This window comes from Haloarcula sp. CBA1127, assembly GCF_001485575.1.
Lineage (GTDB): Archaea > Halobacteriota > Halobacteria > Halobacteriales > Haloarculaceae > Haloarcula.
Genome location: NZ_BCNB01000006.1, coordinates 1,956,733 through 1,970,898 on the forward strand (window position 1 = coordinate 1,956,733; position 14,166 = coordinate 1,970,898).

At 64.5% G+C, this 14,166-nt stretch carries 13 protein-coding genes and 1 tRNA gene; 7 read left to right on the forward strand and 7 right to left on the reverse strand.

The features are described 5' to 3' along the window. Nucleotides 1-40: 40 nt before the first annotated feature. The gene (locus AV059_RS14530) at nucleotides 41-2,200 is read left to right on the forward strand and encodes a glycoside hydrolase family 3 protein (RefSeq protein ID WP_058995520.1); all 2,160 of its coding nucleotides are present in this window, start codon (nucleotides 41-43) and stop codon (nucleotides 2,198-2,200) included. A 109-nt stretch (nucleotides 2,201-2,309) separates the two neighbouring features. Continuing rightward, the gene (locus AV059_RS14535) at nucleotides 2,310-2,699 is read left to right on the forward strand and encodes a thioredoxin family protein (protein WP_058995522.1); all 390 of its coding nucleotides are present in this window, start codon (nucleotides 2,310-2,312) and stop codon (nucleotides 2,697-2,699) included. Between the two features lie 2 nt (nucleotides 2,700-2,701). Here AV059_RS14535 and AV059_RS14540 read toward each other — a convergent pair whose 3' ends face one another. Together AV059_RS14540 and AV059_RS14545 are read right to left on the reverse strand one after the other, a co-directional pair. Beyond that, the gene (locus AV059_RS14540) at nucleotides 2,702-4,855 is read right to left on the reverse strand and encodes a thioredoxin domain-containing protein (protein WP_058995524.1); all 2,154 of its coding nucleotides are present in this window, start codon (nucleotides 4,853-4,855) and stop codon (nucleotides 2,702-2,704) included. Nucleotides 4,856-4,909: 54 nt separating this feature from the next. Further along, nucleotides 4,910-5,173, reverse strand: coding sequence for a hypothetical protein (locus tag AV059_RS14545; RefSeq protein ID WP_058995526.1), 264 nt, complete (start codon nucleotides 5,171-5,173; stop codon nucleotides 4,910-4,912). Nucleotides 5,174-5,325: 152 nt separating this feature from the next. Here AV059_RS14545 and purD point away from each other — a divergent pair, with 152 nt between their 5' ends. From purD to AV059_RS14560, 3 genes are read left to right on the forward strand one after another with little or no spacing between them, the layout of a single operon-like run. Continuing rightward, nucleotides 5,326-6,678, forward strand: coding sequence for a phosphoribosylamine--glycine ligase (gene purD / locus AV059_RS14550; RefSeq protein WP_058995528.1), 1,353 nt, complete (start codon nucleotides 5,326-5,328; stop codon nucleotides 6,676-6,678). A gap of 58 nt (nucleotides 6,679-6,736) precedes the next feature. After that, nucleotides 6,737-8,233 carry a TrkH family potassium uptake protein gene (locus AV059_RS14555; RefSeq protein ID WP_079990774.1) on the forward strand — a complete coding sequence of 499 codons (1,497 nt, stop codon included), beginning with the start codon at nucleotides 6,737-6,739 and terminating at the stop codon, nucleotides 8,231-8,233. Beyond that, complete coding sequence (locus AV059_RS14560) at nucleotides 8,230-8,802, forward strand: DapH/DapD/GlmU-related protein (protein WP_058995533.1); 573 nt, start codon at nucleotides 8,230-8,232, stop codon at nucleotides 8,800-8,802. The genes AV059_RS14555 and AV059_RS14560 overlap by 4 nt, the downstream gene beginning before the upstream one ends. A 6-nt stretch (nucleotides 8,803-8,808) precedes the next feature. On the opposite strand, the gene AV059_RS14565 is transcribed toward AV059_RS14560, so the two are convergent. The 4 genes from AV059_RS14565 to AV059_RS14580 all read right to left on the reverse strand — a co-directional run bounded on the left by AV059_RS14565 (nucleotide 8,809) and on the right by AV059_RS14580 (nucleotide 12,850). Further along, nucleotides 8,809-9,603, reverse strand: a complete 795-nt coding sequence (locus tag AV059_RS14565) for a mechanosensitive ion channel domain-containing protein (RefSeq protein ID WP_004960988.1) — start codon at nucleotides 9,601-9,603, stop codon at nucleotides 8,809-8,811. 2 nt (nucleotides 9,604-9,605) lie between these two features. Next, entirely contained in the window at nucleotides 9,606-10,415 is an 810-nt protein-coding gene (gene dacZ, locus AV059_RS14570) for a diadenylate cyclase DacZ (protein WP_058995535.1), read from the reverse strand. 72 nt (nucleotides 10,416-10,487) lie between these two features. Next, entirely contained in the window at nucleotides 10,488-11,807 is a 1,320-nt protein-coding gene (locus tag AV059_RS14575; protein WP_058995537.1) for a cobyrinic acid a,c-diamide synthase, read from the reverse strand. A 2-nt stretch (nucleotides 11,808-11,809) separates the two neighbouring features. After that, nucleotides 11,810-12,850: a nicotinate-nucleotide--dimethylbenzimidazole phosphoribosyltransferase gene (locus AV059_RS14580; RefSeq protein WP_058995539.1), complete on the reverse strand. Its 1,041-nt coding sequence runs from the start codon at nucleotides 12,848-12,850 to the stop codon at nucleotides 11,810-11,812. A gap of 86 nt (nucleotides 12,851-12,936) precedes the next feature. Between AV059_RS14580 and AV059_RS14585 the strand changes: the two genes are divergently transcribed. After that, a complete protein-coding gene (locus AV059_RS14585) occupies nucleotides 12,937-13,161 on the forward strand; it encodes a hypothetical protein (RefSeq protein ID WP_004592515.1) in 225 nt (74 codons plus the stop codon). Between the two features lie 360 nt (nucleotides 13,162-13,521). Here AV059_RS14585 and AV059_RS14590 read toward each other — a convergent pair. Next, a tRNA-OTHER gene (locus AV059_RS14590) sits at nucleotides 13,522-13,623 on the reverse strand. A 213-nt stretch (nucleotides 13,624-13,836) separates the two neighbouring features. Here AV059_RS14590 and AV059_RS14595 point away from each other — a divergent pair. After that, nucleotides 13,837-14,157 (forward strand): cupin domain-containing protein, encoded by a 321-nt coding sequence (locus AV059_RS14595; RefSeq protein ID WP_058995540.1) that lies wholly within the window; start codon nucleotides 13,837-13,839, stop codon nucleotides 14,155-14,157. Nucleotides 14,158-14,166: the final 9 nt, after the last annotated feature.

The following is a 14,166-nucleotide window of genomic DNA, read 5'->3' on the forward strand; positions in this document are numbered from 1 at the left end:
CAGCCGACAGTATAAGGCTCGCTCGGCTGTGAACTGCGATATGGCTGACGACGACCACATTGGAGCGTTTCTCGCTCGGCTGTCACGCGAACAGAAACTCGCTCTTGTTCGCGGCGCAACCGATCCAGAGGGCACAGCGACGGGGTACATTTCGGGTGTCGACGAGGCCGGAATTCCGCCGTTCCGCCTCGTCGACGGGCCGCTTGGCATCCGAGCAGAGGGACAGCGTGCGACTGCTTTTCCGGCATCGATCGCGACCGCGGCGACGTTCGACACCGATCTGGCCCGCCGACAGGGCGCGGCGATGGGCCGCGAAGCGACGGCGCTCGGACAGGACGCGCTGCTTGCACCCGGCGTGAACATCATCCGGGTCCCGCACTGCGGCCGCAACTTCGAGTATCTCTCCGAGGACCCCGTCCACGCCGGTGCCGTCGGAGCCGGCCTTATCGACGGTATCCAGTCCGCTGATATCGTCGCCACGGTGAAACACTTCGTCGCCAACAATCAGGAGACACATCGCACGACCGTCAGTGCCGAAGTGGACGAGCGGACGCTCCGTGAGCTGTATCTTCCACCGTTCCGTTCGGCTGTTGACGCTGGCGTCGGGTCGGTGATGACGGCGTACAACCGAGTGAACGGCACGCACATGAGCGACCACGAGCGCCTCGTCGGCGACGTGCTCAAAGGCGAGTGGGGGTTCGACGGCTACGTCGTTTCGGACTGGTATGGGCTGGAGAGCGCTGTCGGCGCGGCGAACGCAGGCATGGACGTAGAGATGCCCGGGGTGGCGGCCCCCGGGGCAGCGGAAGCCGCCGACAGTGGCACTGTGGATGATGCCGAGGAGTTCGAGTGGCCCGACGGCATCCCGGACGCGACCCGCGCAGGCCTGTTCGGCGACCCACTGGCCGACGCCCTCGACAGCGGCGAGGTCCCGGCCGAACGCCTTGACGACATGGTCCGGCGGATTCTCGGCCAGATGGCCCGATTCGAGCGACTGGACGGCAGCCGGAGCACCGCCGAAGACGGTGAAACCGACGACCAGGCGGGCGAACTCGATAGCCAGCGACACAGAGATATCGCTGTGGACGTGGCGGCCCGCGGAACAGTGCTGCTTGAAAACGACGGGGTCCTGCCGCTGGACGACGGGGCTGACGTGGCTGTCATCGGACCGAACATCGACGAGCCGAAACTGGGCGGGGGCGGCTCTTCCGAAACGACGCCGGTCCACTCGGTCACACCAGTCGAGGGAATCGAATCCCGTGCCGAGGGCGCAGTCACGACAGCGTTCGGCGTGCCAGAAATCGAATCCGTCTCACTGTTCGACCTCCTGCCGTTCGTCGGCGAGGACGACGAGGCCGACGGTTCGGCCGAGGACACCACCCGACGGGAGCCGTCGCTCGACGACGCCGTCGACGCGGCCGCAGCAGCCGATGTCGCCGTCGTGTTCGTGCGCGACGCGACGACTGAAGCGCGGGACCGGGACACGCTTGCACTGCCGGGCCGGCAGGACGAACTCGTCTCGGCCGTCGCGGCCGCCAACGAGAACACCGTGGTCGTCGTCAGGTCCGGCGGCCCCGTGGAACTCCCGTGGCGCGCGGACGTGGCCGCGGTCCTCGAACAGTGGTACCCCGGGCAGGCGGACGGGGACGCAGCGGCCGCCGTCCTCTATGGCAACCGTGACCCGAGTGGCCGGCTCCCGGTGACGTTCGCCCCGGAAAGCCAGTACCCAACTGCAGAGGCCGAACGCCGCTATCCCGGTGTCGAGGACGAAGCTCACTACGATGAGGGCGTGTTCGTCGGCTACCGACACTTCGACGACGAAGACACGGACCCGACCTATCCGTTCGGCCACGGCCACTCGTATGCGACGTTCGAATACGGCGAAGCCGAAGCAACGGACGAACAGACTGTCGCAGTCCCCGTCGAGAACGTCGCCGACAGGCCTGGCCGGGAAGTCGTCCAGGCCTACGTCCGGCCACCGTCCGTGGACGGCGTCGACCGGCCACAGCGGGAACTCGCCGGGTTCGAGGCCGTGCAGCTGGACGCCGGCGAACAGCAGACAGTGAAACTGATGCTGGACGATCTGGCGTTCTCGCGGTACGACCCGAATTCCGGCTGGACGGTCGACACCGGAACGTACACCGTCGAAATCGGCCGGTCGTCGCGGGATATTCGGACGACTGTTCCAGTCGACCGCTAGCACGTCCGGCCCTTCTTCGGGTGAAACAGCAAAGTATCCGCTGAAGCCCGCTTGAAGCGGGAAATTCGCGGCCGGGGATTTCAAGCCCCCCGAATACATACAGCCAGCTATGAGTCAGACGCTCGAAACCATGGAGCCGAATCCGGTGTGGGTCGAAGACGCCTACTCCGACACCGTCGACGTTCTCACACACTACGCCGACGAGTTCGAGTACAAGATCTGGGGCGGCGACTGGTGCAAGGACTGCCGGGCCCAGCTCCCCGACTTCGGGGCGGCCCTGAAAGCCGCCCATATCCCGGACGCCCAGATTCACCACTACCCCGTCGAAAAGGAAGACGACGGCTCGAAGACCGGCCCACAGGTCGAAGAGTACGACATCGAACTCATCCCGACGGTTGTCGTCGAACACGACGGCGAGGAGATCGCCCGCTTCGTCGAGGAAGAGCCGGTCCCTATCGCGGTGTATCTCGCCGACAAAATCGAAGACGCGATGGCGTGAGGTTACTCTGCTTCGTCGGTCGTTGCGCCCCAGTCTAACGCCGTTTCGAGGTCGTGTTTCGGCGGCGAACAGGCGAAGTTCCGACACGCGTACACCGTCGGCTCGTTGTCGACCTGCTCGCGGCCGGCCCAGATCGGCGGCGACTCGTCCAGTTCTATTGTGTCGAGCCACTGCTCCAAGCGGCCCTCGTCGGCCGGTCGGTGGGCCAGCAGACGCCGCGGAACGTACCGCCCGGCGAGGGTCTCCGTCCATTCAGTCGGGTAGTCTGACTGGTCGCCGACTAGCGTGAGCTCCAGCGCGCCCTGCTCGTAGGTGTTCGTCGCCAGCGTGAGCGAGGCGTGCTGGAGCGGGTTCGAGGAGACGCGGTCGGCGTGGGTCCGGATGACCCGCTCGGCGACTTCCTCGAAGCGGTCGTCCTCGCTGAAATGGGACAGCGACAGCAAGAGGTCAACGGCGACGCCCGTACTCGACGGCGTCGACTGGTCGGTCAGTTCCTGCGGCCGTGCGACCAGCGATTCGCCGCCGGTCGGGGTAAAGAAGAGCGTGCCCTGTTCGTCGTCCCAGAACGCCTCAGTGATGGCCTGGCCGAGGTCCATCGCAAACGCGAGGTGCTCGACATCGCCGGTCGCCTCGAACAGCGTCAGCGCACCGCGACCGAGGAACGCGTAGTCCTCCAGATAGCCGTCGATGGCCACGTCGCCGTCCTTGTACCGGCGATTGAGTCGCCCCGCGTCGGCGTCCCACAGGTGTTCCCGAACGAACGAGAGGGCGTCGGCCGCCACGTCTGCATACTGTTCGTCGAGGACAATCGCGCCCTCGGCGAGCGTCCGGATCATCAGGCCGTTCCAGCCGGCCAGCACCTTCTCGTCGCGGGCCGGTCGCGGTCGGCTCTTTCTGGCCTCGAAGGTCTCGTTGAGCGCGCGCTGAAGGCTCGCTGTGATTTCGTCCTCACTTCGCTCGTACTCCTCGGCCAGCACAGCTACCGGCTTCCGGACGGCGAGTACGGTCGCGCCCTCGAAGTTGCCCCGCTCCGTGACGCCGAAGTAGTCACAGAAAACCTCGGCGTCCGTCTCGTCGTCGACAGCCTCGTGGACTTCCTCGGGCGTCCAGACGTAGAACAGCCCCTCCTCGCTGTCACCATCCGGGTCATCAGGAGGTGCGCTCTCGGCATCCAGCGTGCTGAAAAAGCCACCATCAGGGTGTTGCAGTTCGCGCTGGACGAACTCGAATGTCTCCCGAACGACCGACGCGTAGCGCTCTGAGCCGATAGCCTGATAGCCGGCGAGGAAGGCCCGCGGAATCTCGGCGTTGTCGTACAGCATCTTCTCGAAGTGTGGGACCGCCCACTGCTGGTCCGTCGCGTAGCGGTGGAAGCCGCCGCCGACGTGGTCGTACAGCCCCCGGTCGGCCATCACGTCCAGCGTCTCCTCGACGACGTTCAGGTAGTCTTCTTGACCGCCATCCGCGTGTGCCCGAAGCAGCGCGTGCAGCCGCCCGTTCTGGGGGAACTTCGGGCCGCCGGAGCCCCAGCCCCCGTCCTGTCGGTCCGCGCCGCGGTGGGCAATCGTCCCGGCGGTCTGGATGATATCCTTGGCGGGGTCTTCGGGGTCAGCCGGCGTCGCTTCGAGGTCGCTCTCGATAGCCTCGGTCCACTGCCGAGCGCGGTTCTCCATCTCCTCGCGCTGTTCGGGGTCCGACCACGAGTCCGAAAGGCGCTGGAGCAGGTCGCCAAAGCCCGGCTGCCCGCGCTTCTCCTCGGGCGGGAAGTATGTCCCGACGTAGAACGGCTCCCCTTCCGGCGTAAGCCATGCCGACAGCGGCCAGCCACCGCCGCCGGTCACCTGCTGACAGATGCTCATGTACACCGAATCGAGGTCCGGCCGCTCCTCGCGGTCGACCTTTATTGGGACGAAGTTCTCGTTGAGTTGCTCGGCGATGGCCTCGTCCTCGAAGCTCTCCTCCTCCATGACGTGACACCAGTGACACGCCGCGTAGCCGATGGAGAGGAAGATGGGAACGTCCCGCTCCTTGGCGGCCTCTAGGGCCGTCTCGTCCCAGGGCTGCCAGTTGACGGGATTGTCCGCGTGCTGGCGGAGATACGGGCTCTCCGCCTCGTCGAGTCGGTTTCGGGCCGTCGGGTCCGTGGCGTCGCTCATACCCGTGGCTGGGAGCGCCGCGGTAAAAAGGAACGCGACGCCGGCAGCGACGCCTCACTCGCCAGCCAGCCGGATTCCACGGGCGATGACGTACATCAGGGCAATTCCAGCGCCGACTGCAACGATGAAATGACCAACTACGAGCAGCAAGGACCCTACTGCTGATCTTTCCGAGGCCAACCAAGCAAGCGAGTACGGAAAAAGGCTCCCGGCAACGAACACGCCGATGAGCTTCGCGAGTGGCACAGCCTCCGAGATAATCTGGGCCGTGTTTATCTCTCCTGTCGCGGGGTCGATGAAGGGGCGGGGAGGGGACACACACTTGTCTGGCAGACGGTCGAGTAAAGTAGCTCCTGGTCTCCGTCCGGCGGACCTGCATACGAGCGCGCTCGACACAGAAACGACCGTCGCAGTCAGCGAAAACCGGCGAAAAGACAATACTTACGTGAGAGCCCATCCGGCCTTCGGGTATGTCAGAGACAGTGCTGCTCGTGGGTGGCGGCGGCCGGGAACACGCGATTGCGCGCTCGCTCGCGGACTCGCCGGGGGAGCTGTACGCCTGTGCCAGCAACCGGAACCCAGGCATCGTCGCCCTCGCTGACGGCTTTGAGGCACTCGATACGACCAACCCGACAGCCGTGACGACCTACGCTAGGGAGGTCGATGCCACGCTCGCTGTCATCGGACCTGAGGCGGCCCTCGCCGCCGGAGTCGCCGACGCGCTGGACGACGCCGGCATCTACACCTTCGGGCCACAGGAGCAGGAGGCCCGCATCGAGACGGACAAGGCGTTCCAGCGACGCTTCATGCGGGAACACGACATCCCCGGCTGTCCGGACTTCGAGACGTTCGAGGATATGGACGCCGCCTGTGAGTACATCGACGAGTACGACGGCGACCTCGCGGTCAAGCCCGCCGGCCTCACCGGGGGCAAGGGCGTCCGCGTCATCGGCGACCAGTGCACCGCCGAGGAGGCCAAGGAGTACCTCCGGAGTTCCGACTACGACCGCGTCGTCCTCGAAGAACGCCTCGTCGGCGAGGAGTTCACCGTGCAGGCGTTTGTCGCAAACGGCCAGCTGCGCGTCACACCGGCGGTGCAGGACCACAAGCGTGCCTACGAGGGCGACGAGGGACCAAACACCGGCGGGATGGGGAGCTACTCCGACGCCAGCCTCCACCTACCGTTCATGGACGAGGGCGACTACATGGACGCCGTCGACGTGCTCCGGGCCACCGTTGAGGCCCTTGACGGGTACAAGGGCGTCCTCTACGGCCAGTTCATGCTCACCGAGACTGGGCCACGCGTCGTGGAGTTCAACGCCCGCTTTGGCGACCCTGAGGCGATGAACACGCTGCCGGTACTCAACACGGACTTCCTGGACGTACTGACCGCTGCCCGCGACGACGACCCCCTGCCACAGCTCTCCTTCCGCCCGATGGCGACCGTCTGCAAGTACGCCGTCCCGGACGGCTACCCGACCGACCCCGACGCCGGGGCGAAGGTAACAATCGACGACGACGTCATCGCGGAGGTCGTCAACGATCACCGCAAGCAGTCCGGTGACGACGCGGAGACGGCCCCGGAGGCGCTGCTGTGCTACGCCAGCGTCGACGACCGTGAGGACGGTATCTACACGACTACCTCTCGCTCGTACGCTGTCGTCGGCCTCGCAGAAACGATTGGCGACGCGGAGGCCATCGCCGAGGAAGCGCTTCAGCGGGCCGGCACGGAAGGGCTCCGGGTCCGCCACGACATCGGCAAAGCCGACCTGGTTCAGCAGCGTATCGACCATATGGACGACATCCGCGGCGGCGCGGACTGAGCGCGTGGTTGCAGTGTCAGCGGCCACGCGGCGGCGAACCGTCGGGCGGTGAGTCCCGGTGGCACTGACAACTGTCGACGTCCGGTCATCGCTGAATGTTCTCGGCGCTATCATGCAGTGGTTAGCGGTTCCGCTGGTGATTCCTGTGCTGGTCGCTGTTATCTACGGCGAGTCCGCGGTGCCGTATCTGGTCACAATAGCGGTCACACTCGGCGTCGGCACAGCGCTGGCACGCCTCCGACGAGATCGCATCCGTGACCGGGAGGCGTTTCTCACGGTATCGCTGGCGTGGCTGACAATCGCGGTTGTCGGTGCGATACCGCTGTACATCGAGGGAACGGGTGTCTTTGCCAGCCCGGTCAACGCCCTGTTCGAGGGAATGAGCGGTATCACGACAACGGGGGCGACGGTTATCCGGGATTTCGACGCGCACTCGCAGGCGCTGCTGATGTGGCGGCAGGTGCTCCAGTGGCTCGGCGGACTGGGAGTCCTGTTGCTCGCGACGGCCGTGCTTTCGCGGCTCTCGGTCGCCGGGGCCCAGCTCATGGAGACCGAGACGCGGACGGAGAACGTCACGAAGCTCACCCCCGGTATCGAGGACACCGCGCGGATTCTCGGCTTGCTGTATCTGGGACTAACGGCAGGTGCAGCATTGATTCTCGCCGGAATGGGTGCAAGCGGCCTCGCGCCGGAGATGACCCTTTTCGACGCAATCGCCCACGCCTTCACCGCCATCGCGACGGCCGGCTTCTCCCCGCGGGCCGAGAGCATCGGCGCGTTCTCGCCGGCTGTCCAGTGGGCGGTGACGCTGTTCATGATTGTCGGCGCGACGAACTTCGTATTGCTGTATGCGCTGCTCCGTGGCGATACTCGCCGACTGCGTGATAGCGAGGAGTTCCGATTCTACCTCGGAATCCTTGCCGTCGGCTCCATGCTCGTGGGCGGCTTGCTGGTGCTCGATCAAGGCGTCACTGGCGGTGTTGGAGACACTGTCCGCCACGCCGTCTTTCAGGTCGCCGCCATCGTCACGACGACCGGCTACGCCTCGACGGATTTCAATACTTGGTCTGCCGGGGCCAAGAACGTCCTCTTCGTCATGATGTTCATCGGCGGGATGGCCGGGAGTACCACCTGCTCTATCAAGACGCTCCGCTGGCTCGTCGTTACCAAGTCCTTCTGGCGGGACCTGAACGTCGCGGCCCACCCGCGGAGCATCCGCCCGGTCCGGCTCAGTAACGAAGCTATCAGCGAAGACACCGTTCGGGACGTGTACGCCTACACGTTAGTGGCAATGGTGTTTTTCGTCATCGGCACTGTCCTCCTCGTTGTCGATGGGGAGCGAGCGGGCGCGCCGATAACTGAGTTTGAGGCGCTCAGTGCCGCCGCGTCGATGTTTTTCAACATCGGCCCGGCGTTTGGCCGGGCCGGCCCGTACGGGACCTACGAGGGCTTTGCCCGGTCGAGCAAAGTACTGATGATACTGCTGATGTGGGTGGGGCGCATCGAAATCGTCCCCGTGCTAGTGATGCTGACACCGACGTTCTGGACCCGATGACCGCCGGTGAGCCGACGGGTTTGATTACCGCGGCCCCGTACACGACGGACGTGAGTGGTCCACGACACGACCGGCTGCGCCAGCACCCGACGCCCGGCCCGCACAACTCGCTGTTCCCATGGCCGGACGCCAAACACCCGCTCCGGGTGATGGTCAACTACGTCGTCATCCTCGTCTGTCGCATCTCGCCGAGCCTCAGGCTCAAGAACTGGTTGCTCTCGCGACTCGGTGTCACCGTCGGCGACGGCGTCGCGTGGGGGCTGGAGTCGACGCCGGACGTGTTCTGGCCCGAACTCATCACCGTCGAGGACCACGCCATCATCGGCTACGACGCGACGCTGCTGTGTCACGAATTCTTGCAGGACGAGTACCGGACTGGCGAAGTGGTTGTCGGCGAACGGGCCATGATTGGTGCGGGCGCGATTGTCCTTCCCGGCGTCGAAATCGGCCCGGGCGCACAGGTCGCCGCGAACTCCCTCGTGACTGACGATGTACCCCCGGAGACGACCGTTGCCGGCGTCCCGGCTGAGCCGCTGGCCTCTGACGACGAAACGACCGAGGAATCGTAGCCTCGCTTAGCCCCGAATACGGACGATGCCCGTATTGAACACGCGCTTGTTCGGGATGATGTACTCCTCGCCGTCGCTTTCGATCCGCGTGACGAGGATGTCGACTTCCTGAACGATGCCGCTCTGGTCGCCGATGACGATCTCGTCGCCGATGCTGTATGGCTCTGTCAGCAAGAGGTAGAGACCGGCCGCACCGGCCTGCAGGATGTCTTTCAGTGCCAGCCCGCAGACGAACACCAGTCCGAACGCGTACGCTCCGAGGAGAATGAGCAGGGCGAGGGTCTCGACGCCCAGTTGCCCGAGCGCGATAAGCACTGCCAGATAGAAGATGCTGTACTTGACAAGTTCGGGTAGCACAGTCGCCTCTGGCATCTTGACGCTGCGCAGCCGCTCGGAGACGATGAGCTTGGCCTTGTCGCCCGCGATGAGACCGATGATGACGGCGAACAGGGCGATAAACAGGTCGGGCAGGAACGAGGTGAAGCGGGCCCAGTACAGTTCCGGGTCGGTCAGTTGTGCGATGTTGAGGACGGCAGTGACCGTCGTGATGTAGATGAACAGCGCCGCCAGGTTCGAGACGATACCGACGGTCGATGTGCCGAGCCCCCTTGCTGTCCGCTCGAATGGCGTGCCCTCCACCGCTTCTGGCACACCGAGTTCGCGCATGAACCGCCGGGACGAGCGCCAGACGAGATAGCCAAGAACGATGCCAAACGCCAGTACCACGAGCGAAAAGACGAACGTGCCCTGTGGTGAGAACACCTGCCGGATGATGGTCGCCCAGTCGAAACCAAACTGCATCCTCAGTACTCCTCGGGATCGATTTCGAGGACCAGCTCCCCGCCTTTGAACGCCCGTACGAGCCCGTCGCTCTCCGAGAGAACGATAGCTGTCGCCATGGTGTCACGGGTGACTGCGCCGGCCGCCATGTGCCGAGCGCCGAGCCCCTTGGGGATGTCGACCCCTTCCGCGGAGGGTTCAAGATACCGGTACGCGGAGACGATCTTGCCAGCGTCGGAGATGACGAACGCGCCGTCGAGCCGCGAGAACTCCTTGAGCATCACGTTGACGATGGGATCGCCGACGTGGACGTGGGACTTCTCGAAGGGGTTGTACGACAGCGGCCGAGACTTGTTCATTACCTTGCCGGCGTCGCCGACGACGAACAGTGCGCCGACGGGCTTGCCCTTCTGGCCTTTCTTCCCCAGTTCGATGGCCACCTCGAAGACGTCGCGGACAACGCTTGCGTCCGCCCTGGAGTTGACGAACATGTCGTACACGCCGGAGGGGGAGAAGTCGTTGGTCTGGACCCGAACGAGCGTGTTCTCAGACCCATCCAGCACTTCGGTCACGCAGAGTACCTCGTCGCCCTCGTCGACGATGCCCTGCTCCAGCGCGCCCTCGATACCGAAGCGAAGGCGCCCTTCGAGGTCGGTGAAATCGATCGGTAGCTCGACAAACGGCTCCGCATCGAGAGTGTTCTCCGGGCCGACAACGACGATTTCTTCATCGACGTCGTTGAACTCCTCGAAAAACGACGCGTTCGGGGAAAACAGGAACACGGCGTCGACGTCTGCGACCAGGTCTCCGAGCAGGTCGCGCAACTCGTTCATTATCAGAACGACGCTGTCTGTCGAAAAAAAGGTTGCGGGCAGTCAGCCACACGTCCGACAGCGGGCCGTACGTCAGATATCCTTCGAAGGCACTGCAAGCAGACGGTCGAACGCACCACTTTCGCCGTGGCAATGACAGTACGTCCCGATGGTGCTGTATTCTGTGAGGCCGTCGTGGTCGCCGTCGATACCGTCGCCCCGAACCATATCGAAAGCGAACGACGCATCGCTGCCGAGGGTCGCAGCGGAGTAGTGGAACTCGTGTCCGCGGCGGTGCGCTCCGGACGCGGCCACGGCGGTGTCTGTCCGTGCTTCTAACTCAACGTGGTCAAGCGCCTGATACCGGTCCTGCATCTCGATATCCGCGGGGAGGACCCCGGCCATCTCGTAGGTGTCGCCGTCGGTCGTCGTCAGCGACTCCGACAGCGCCATCAGACCGCCACACTCGCCGTAGACGGGGACGCCCTCGGCGGCACGATTGGCGATCTCGCCGAGCGTGCCACCGGTTTCGAGCGACTCGCCGTGGAGTTCTGGATAGCCGCCGGGCAGATATATCGCATCGGCGTCAGGCACTGAGTCACCGGCGACCGGCGAGAACGGCTCGATAGCCGCCTCGGACCGGAGCCGTTCGAGTACTGAGGGGTAGATGAAACAGAATGCGCTGTCCTGTGCAACGGCGACCCGGCGGTCAGCCGGCGAGTCGCCAGTATTTCGCTCCGTAGTCGCGACTTCCGGCGGTGCCCGTGCCGTCTCGACCAGCCGCTCGATATCGATGGTCTCTGCCGCTGTCGAGAGTGCGTCACGGTCGAGCCCGGCCTCTGATCCCATATGCAGCCCCAGATGGCGGTCGGGAATCTCCAGGTCCGACATCGGCGGAATCCGGCCGAAGTACGTGAGGTCCTCGGGAAGCGCGTCCCTGATACCATCGGCGTGCCGGCCGCCGTGGGCGCGCTGTGCGAGGATGCCGGCCACCTCGATGTCGACACCGATGCGGTCGGCGTACTGTGCGAACCCGAGCGCCGTCGCGGCGACGCTCTCCATGCCAGCCTTCGCGTCCACGACCAGAACGACCGGGAGGTCCAGCCCCTCGGCGACGGCTGCCGTCGATGTCTTCGTTCCATCGTAGAGCCCCATCACGCCCTCCACGACGCAGATATCGCCCGCACCGCGCCAGTAGGTCCGGCGCATCCCGTCCTCGCCCGCAAGCCAGGGGTCGAGCGTCCGCGACGGCGTGTCGACGAGTGCTTCGTGATGACTCGGGTCGATGAAGTCCGGGCCAGCCTTGGCCGGCTGGGGCTGATACCCGGCGTCTTCGAGCGCGGTCAGGGTCGCCAGCGTGGCAACGGTCTTGCCGACGCCAGAGCTTGTGCCGGCGAGAACGAACCCCTCCATGTTCACGTCCTCTCCTCGGCCGTTGCTGTGGGCGCGTCGCCAATCAGGTCGTCGTAGATGGCCGCGAAGCGGTCCCGAACCTCTGCCATCGGAATGCCGGCACGGTCGGCCAGCGCCAGCGCGCCGCCCATGCCGACCCCTTCCTTGGCCTCGCCGGCGACGAACCGCTCCATCGCGACGTGGTCGCTCCGGTCGAAGCCGGGGTCCGTTACCGTCAGGTCGAGGTCGAGTCTGTCAGCCGACGCCCGTACGTCGGCGCTCTCGTCGTTGGCCACGTAGCTCGTTGTCGCCAGTCCGAGCGGCCCTTCGTAGCCGCCGTGGCGGACCAGCGCAGCGACGGCGACGCACTGGCTGCCGCCGGCAAGCGTTACGGCGGTATCGCTCTCGACGGCCCCTGCGGTCAGCCCGGCGAGCGTTGCCAGAACGGGGTCACCCATCCGGCGAACCGCCCGTTTCGGTTCGTTTGCGGCGTCGCCCGGTTCCAGCGAACTGGCTTGCAGCCCCTCGGCGACCAATTGCTCCTTCTGTTCGGTCGGATTCTCCGGAAGCGACGAGGAAACCATCCCGTCCTCGCCCAGCGCACGGAGGACGCCGAGTGCCGTCGTCGTCCCGCCGGGAATGGTCTCGCCCAGATACAGTTCGTCGGCCGGGAGCGACTGGCCGAGCTGTCTGGCGGCCGCGAACGCTCCGTAGGCCGTCGACACCGGGTCCTGCTCTGCGATGTCTTTTCCCGGGCGTGCACCGACTGAGACTGTTGGCGCCCCCGTTTTCTCGGCCAGTCCACCATCGACAACTGTGACATCAAATCCAAGAACGTCTCGGGCGGCCCGTGTCACCAGCGCCGGCGTCGGACAGCCGCTCGGACTGACCGGCGTCACGTCCGTCCGAACTGGTGTGCCGTATGTCACTAATTCAGCGTCTGCGGCGGGCGTTACCGACATTAGTTCGGGATCGGCTCCGGCGGCGCTGATGCCCGCCCGACCTGCGGTCTCCGTGGTTCCTGCGGCGAGTGCGAAGCGCGTGCCGCCACCGGGTGAAGTCATTGTGGTTGTATTACCACAAGTCAACTTTAATGCCTTGGTGCTGGGGCGGCGCATGATTTATACCGTACGCCCGCGGTTCCCCGAACATGGACGATTTTGACGAACTCCTCTCGTCATTGACGCCGCGCGAGGACAACGAGGCGATCGCTTCCTACCAGAACACGACGGCTGTGGCCTGTCCATCCTGTGAAGAACCGTTCGACGATATGGTCGTCTGTAAGCAGGAGTTTACCTCCCTCAATCTCGATTTCGAGATGGACCTCTGTACAACTATCAACGACGGGAACGTCGTGCTGTTTACCCACAAGTAACTGCCGGGACAAGTACCATCTCGTTGGTTTTCCGCCAATTCTCTACGCCAGTAGTGTAGAATCCGGCGACAGAATCACACCTCAATATCAGATGTGATAATCCCGGCAGTGATTTTTTATACATCCCTTCCCACCTTTCGCAATAGGCACCGCACTGGTGCCGCACCACCCCACCCCCCACCCCCACATTCCTTACCTTTCCACTTCCTGTGAGTCGTTGGCTCCTACACCGACAGGGACCCGATAGCTCATAGCCCACCTCTACGATGTTGCAGTAATTCTGGTCAGCCGTCGGGTCTGATTTGTCAGTGTGGCACATCCGAAGCCGGCTGCATCCGCTCACAACGAACCGAAGGAAAATGGAAGGGGCGGGAGTCGAACCACGCGGAGCCCTTTGCGGGGTAACCACCAACCGATTCTGGCATGTTGGTCGGTAGCGCTCTACCACTGAGCCACCCTTCCAAGCTACCTATAATACGTTCCTGACAACCAAGTAAGTGATGATTCCGGGTGTTTCCGTGAGCCGATACCACCAGCATCCCAGTGCGGTTTAGCCGGTCGCCAATCTGTACCTTACTCGCGCCGACGCCCAGAGCGGGACCGGTATCGGTCCACGGCCCTTTCTTTTCGGATTCACAACAACTTATTTCGGGCCGGCCGGCGACAGCAGTGGACGTGAGCTACACGAAAGTCAACTACACCGACGTGGAACCAGTCGCGGATGCAATGCACTTTCTCCGAGACCCGCTGGACTGTGAGCAGGTCGGCGTCACTGTACTGGACTGTGATGCCGGCTGGACCGGCAAACCGCACGATCATGCCGACGAAGGTCACGAGGAGGTGTACGTCCTCGTTGAGGGGACAGCCACCGTCGAGGTTGACGGCGAAAGCGTGTCTCTGGAAGCGGGCGACGCAATCAAGCTCCCGCCGAAGGCAGAACGGACAATCCACAACGGCGACACCGAGAGCACGCTCGTCCTCGTCGGCGCGCCCTGAAATTCGCAG

Bases quoted from the DNA above. Each gene is read 5' to 3' on its own strand.
- AV059_RS14530 (WP_058995520.1), top strand. From the start codon at position 41: ATGGCTGACGACGACCACATTGGAGCGTTTCTCGCTCGGCTGTCACGC.
- AV059_RS14535 (WP_058995522.1), top strand. From the start codon at position 2,310: ATGAGTCAGACGCTCGAAACCATGGAGCCGAATCCGGTGTGGGTCGAA.
- AV059_RS14540 (WP_058995524.1), bottom strand. From the start codon at position 4,855: ATGAGCGACGCCACGGACCCGACGGCCCGAAACCGACTCGACGAGGCG.
- purD (WP_058995528.1), top strand. From the start codon at position 5,326: ATGTCAGAGACAGTGCTGCTCGTGGGTGGCGGCGGCCGGGAACACGCG.
- AV059_RS14560 (WP_058995533.1), top strand. From the start codon at position 8,230: ATGACCGCCGGTGAGCCGACGGGTTTGATTACCGCGGCCCCGTACACG.
- AV059_RS14565 (WP_004960988.1), bottom strand. From the start codon at position 9,603: ATGCAGTTTGGTTTCGACTGGGCGACCATCATCCGGCAGGTGTTCTCA.
- dacZ (WP_058995535.1), bottom strand. From the start codon at position 10,415: ATGAACGAGTTGCGCGACCTGCTCGGAGACCTGGTCGCAGACGTCGAC.
- AV059_RS14575 (WP_058995537.1), bottom strand. From the start codon at position 11,807: ATGGAGGGGTTCGTTCTCGCCGGCACAAGCTCTGGCGTCGGCAAGACC.
- AV059_RS14580 (WP_058995539.1), bottom strand. From the start codon at position 12,850: ATGACTTCACCCGGTGGCGGCACGCGCTTCGCACTCGCCGCAGGAACC.
- AV059_RS14585 (WP_004592515.1), top strand. From the start codon at position 12,937: ATGGACGATTTTGACGAACTCCTCTCGTCATTGACGCCGCGCGAGGAC.